Raw genomic sequence first — 3,839 nt, 5'->3', positions numbered from 1 at the left:
AGGTGGGGGTGACGGTGAGGTGGCGGCCGGCGAGGCCGCGGCCGCGGGCCGCGAGGGTGGCGGCGACGCGGAGGATGGCGGCAGCGGCGGGGTCGGCGGGGTCGGCGAGCACGATCGGGATGCCGGCGTCGCCGCCGCTCCGCAACGCGACGCTGAGCGGGATCGACGCCAGCAGCGGCACCGCGAGCTCGGCCGCCCCACCGACCCCGCCGATGCCCGTGGCTCCCGCGGCGCCGATGCCACCTGCGTCACTCGTGGGATGAACGCCGACACCCGCAGCAGCCGCAGCCGGAACGTCGCCCGCGCCCGTGGCGGCCCCACTGCCGCCGGCGGGCTGGCCGGCCGACAAACGGCGCGCCACCTCGAGGCCCCCGCCCGAACCGAAGATCTCGAGCAGCGTGCCGTCGGGCTGCGGCAGCCCCGCCATGTTCTCGATCACCCCGACGATGCGCTGCCCCGTCTGGCGTGCCACCACGCCCGAGCGCTCGGCCACGTCGGCCGCGGCCGGCTGCGGTGTCGTCACGACGAGCACCTCCGCGTGCGGCAGCAGCTGGCCGACCGAGATCGCGACGTCGCCGGTTCCGGGCGGCAGGTCGAGCAGCAGCACGTCGAGGTCGCCGAAGTAGACATCCGTCAGAAACTGCTGGATCGTGCGGTGCAGCATCGGCCCCCGCCACGCGACGGCAGCGTTGTCGTCGACGAACATGCCGATCGAGATCACCTTCACCCCGTGGCCGACCGGCGGCAGGATCATGTCATCCACCCGCGTCGGCTTCACCGCGACGCCCCCGGCGGTCAACCCGAGGATGCCCGGGATCGAGAACCCGTAGACATCGGCGTCGACGATCCCCACGCGCAGGCCCTGCAGGGTGAGCGCGACAGCGAGGTTGGCGGTCAGGGTCGACTTGCCGACCCCGCCCTTGCCGCTCGTCACCGCGATCACCCGCGTCAGCGAGTCGGCGCCGAACTGCATCGTGCGAGCGCCGCCCGGCCCCCGCAGCCTCTCGCTGAGCGCGGCCCGCTGCTCGCGGGTCATCACTCCCACCCGGATCTCGGCCCCCGTGACCCCCGGAACACCGAGGGTGGCCGCGGTGACGTCGCGCTCGATCGTGGCCGCCGCCGGGCATCCGACGATCGTCAGGCGCACGTCGACCAGCGCCCGCCCGCTCGCGTCGACGGCTATGTCGCCCACCATGTCGAGCTCGGTGATCGGCTTCCTGATCTCCGGGTCGATGACCCTTCCCAGGGCGAGCCGGATGCCGTCGGCCAGGTCGTCAGGGCCGGCGGCAGACCCGAGGGGCCGCGCCTCAGGCACTGCCGGCAGGCTTCTTCGCGTCGTCGTCGGCCGACAGCTCTTCGAGCAGCGAGCGGAGCTCCGCGCGGATGAAGTCGCGGCTGGCCATGTCCTGCATCGCCAGCCGCAGCGCCACCACCTCGCGCGCCAGGTACTCCGTGTCGGCGAGGTTGCGCTCGGCGCGCTGCCTGTCCTGTTCGATCTGCACGCGGTCGCGGTCGTCTTGGCGGTTCTGCGCCAGCAGGATCAGCGGCGCAGCGTACGAGGCCTGCAGGCTCAGGATGAGGGTGAGGGCGGTGAACCCGATCGCCGCCGAGTCGAAGCGGTAGTTCTCCGGGCCGTAGGTGTTGAACCCGATCCAGATGAGCACGAAGACGGTGAGGATGACGAGGAACCAGGGCGTCCCCATGCCGCGGGCGATCGCCTCTGTGCTGCGGCCGAACCGGTCGCGGCTGGCGCGGGCGGCACGGTTGCGGGTCGGCAGCACGCTCGTGCGGAGCCCCTTCGGGGCGTCGAGGCGCGTGTTGGATGAACGGACAGGCGAGTTACGAGCCATTGCCGAGTCTCCTTTCACGGGCCTCCTGCGGCCGCAGCTGGCCGTGCCCGGCCGAGGGTGCTTTGATCAGACCGCTGGCCGCCTGGGCCCGCGTCTGCAGGGAGGGCGCCGAACGTCTGCTCGTTCGGTCATCGCCCTCGTGACTTCGCCAGTCGTCGGGCAGCAGATAGTCGAGAACATCGTCAATTGTCACCACCCCGACAAGGCGGTGGTTCTCATCGACCACGGGAACGGAGACGAGGTTGTAGCTGGCGAGGATGCGCGAGACCTCTGCCGCACTGGTCTCGGCGGTGACGGGTTCGAGCCCGTCGTCGAGCAGTGAGCCGAGCCGTTCGTGCGGGGGATACCTCAGCATCCGCTGGAAGTGCACCATGCCGAGAAAACGCCCGGTCGGCGGCTCGTACGGCGGGAGCGTGACACAGATGGCCGCACCGAGTGCGGGTGCGAGCTCGTGCCGACGGATGAGGGCGAGCCCCTCGGCGACGGTCGCATCCGCCGAGACGATGATCGGCTCCGTGGTCATCAGCCCACCGGCCGTGTCGGGAGCGTAGGCCAGCAGCATGCGCACGTCGTCGGCCTCTTCGGGCTGCATCAGCTTCAGCAGCTCCTCACCGCGCGCCTCGCTGAGCTGGGCGATGAGGTCGGCGGCGTCGTCGGGCTGCATCTGGTCGAGAACGTCGGCGGCGCGGGTGTCTTCGAGCTGGTTCATGATCTCGACCTGCTCGCTCTCGGGCATCTCTTCGAGAACGTCGGCGAGGCGCGCGTCGGGCAGTTCGCCCGCGACCTCGAGCATGCGCAGTTGCGGCAGGTCCATCAGGGTGGTCGCGAGGTCGGCCGGCTTCATGTCTGCGTAGGTCGCGATCAGCTGCTCCGCCGACTGCGATTCTCCGGTCTGCCCGAGCTCCCGCACCTCGCTCCACGTGGCGAAGACCGTGGGGCCCTTGCCGAACGGGCTCGCGCTGGTCTTCGGTCGGCGCAGGAACAGCTGCGACACGCTCCACTCGCCCGGGCCCGACTGCTCGATGGCGACGTCTTCGATGGTCGCCTGCCCCGAGCCGTCGATGAAGCCGACACGGCGCCCGAGGATCTCGGCGATCACGCGCACCTCGCCGCCGCGCTGTTCGAAGCGCCTCACGTTCATGAGGCCGGTGGTGATGATCTGGCCGCTGCCGATGCTCGTGACGCGCCCGATGCTCACGAAGACGCGCCGCTTGCCCGGAATCTCGACGATCAGGCCGACCAGTCGCGGGGGGAGGGCGTTGCGGTAGACGACCAGAACGTCCCGCACCTTGCCGAGTCGGTCGCCGGCCGGGTCGAAGACGGTGCACCCGGCCAATCGGGCGACGAAGACTCTGGTGGCACTCACCCCTCCAACTTAGACCGTTCGAGGGTGCTGTGCTCCTCAGGCGGCTTCAGGGCAGGCATGGGAGAATGGATGCCGTGACCAATCCGCTCGCAGGGCCAGGCCGTACCTCTCCGCTGACACCACGCATCCCCCGGGGTGATGTCGTGGCCACCTACGACACCTACGACGAGGCGCAACAGGCGGTCGACGTTCTCGCCCGCGCCGACTTCCCGGTGGCGCAGCTCTCGATCGTCGGCAGCGAGCTGAAGAGCGTCGAGAGCGTGACCGGCAAGCTGAGCTACGGGCGGGTCGCCGTCGGCGGTGCCGTGAGCGGGGCCTGGCTCGGATTGTTCCTCGGGTTGCTGCTGATCATCTTCCAGCCGGCGGCGTCGTCGTTCGCATTCCTCGGCGCGGCCGTGCTGATCGGTGCGGGGTTCGGCATGCTGTTCCGCATCGTGGCGTACACGCTCACCCGGCGCCGCCGCGACTACACGTCGACGATGCAGGTCATCGCGTCGCGCTACGACATCGTGGCCGACCCCGACGTGGCCAACCGCGCGCGCAACATCGTGTCGCCCGGCGCCGGCGGCTTCGCGCCGCCGCCCGCCCCGGCGCACCCCTCAGACCCGCCGGCCGCCCAGCCG

The 3,839-nt window shown here is 70.9% G+C and carries 4 protein-coding genes; 1 reads left to right on the top strand and 3 read right to left on the bottom strand.

All coding sequences use genetic code 11. The features are described from left to right. From C5B96_RS08350 to C5B96_RS08340, 3 genes are all read right to left on the bottom strand, one after another. The coding region (locus C5B96_RS08350) for a P-loop NTPase (RefSeq protein ID WP_369826457.1) at positions 1-1,315 on the bottom strand (1,315 nt) is incomplete at its 3' end. After that, a complete protein-coding gene (locus C5B96_RS08345; protein ID WP_104244813.1) occupies positions 1,308-1,850 on the bottom strand; it encodes a DUF1003 domain-containing protein in 543 nt (180 codons plus the stop codon). The genes C5B96_RS08350 and C5B96_RS08345, both read right to left, overlap by 8 nt. Further along, on the bottom strand, positions 1,840-3,216 hold the full coding sequence (locus tag C5B96_RS08340) for a magnesium transporter MgtE N-terminal domain-containing protein (protein ID WP_104244811.1): 1,377 nt from the start codon (positions 3,214-3,216) through the stop codon (positions 1,840-1,842). Before C5B96_RS08340 ends, C5B96_RS08345 begins: the two co-directional genes overlap by 11 nt. A gap of 74 nt (positions 3,217-3,290) precedes the next feature. Here C5B96_RS08340 and C5B96_RS08335 point away from each other — a divergent pair. Continuing rightward, positions 3,291-3,839 (top strand): general stress protein (locus tag C5B96_RS08335; protein ID WP_233189088.1); only part of this gene is annotated, 549 nt, incomplete at its 3' end.

The organism is Subtercola sp. Z020, assembly GCF_002931235.1.
GTDB lineage: Bacteria > Actinomycetota > Actinomycetes > Actinomycetales > Microbacteriaceae > Subtercola.
Note: the sequence above shows the minus strand (reverse complement) of the source record. Positions and strands in the feature narration are given on the sequence as shown.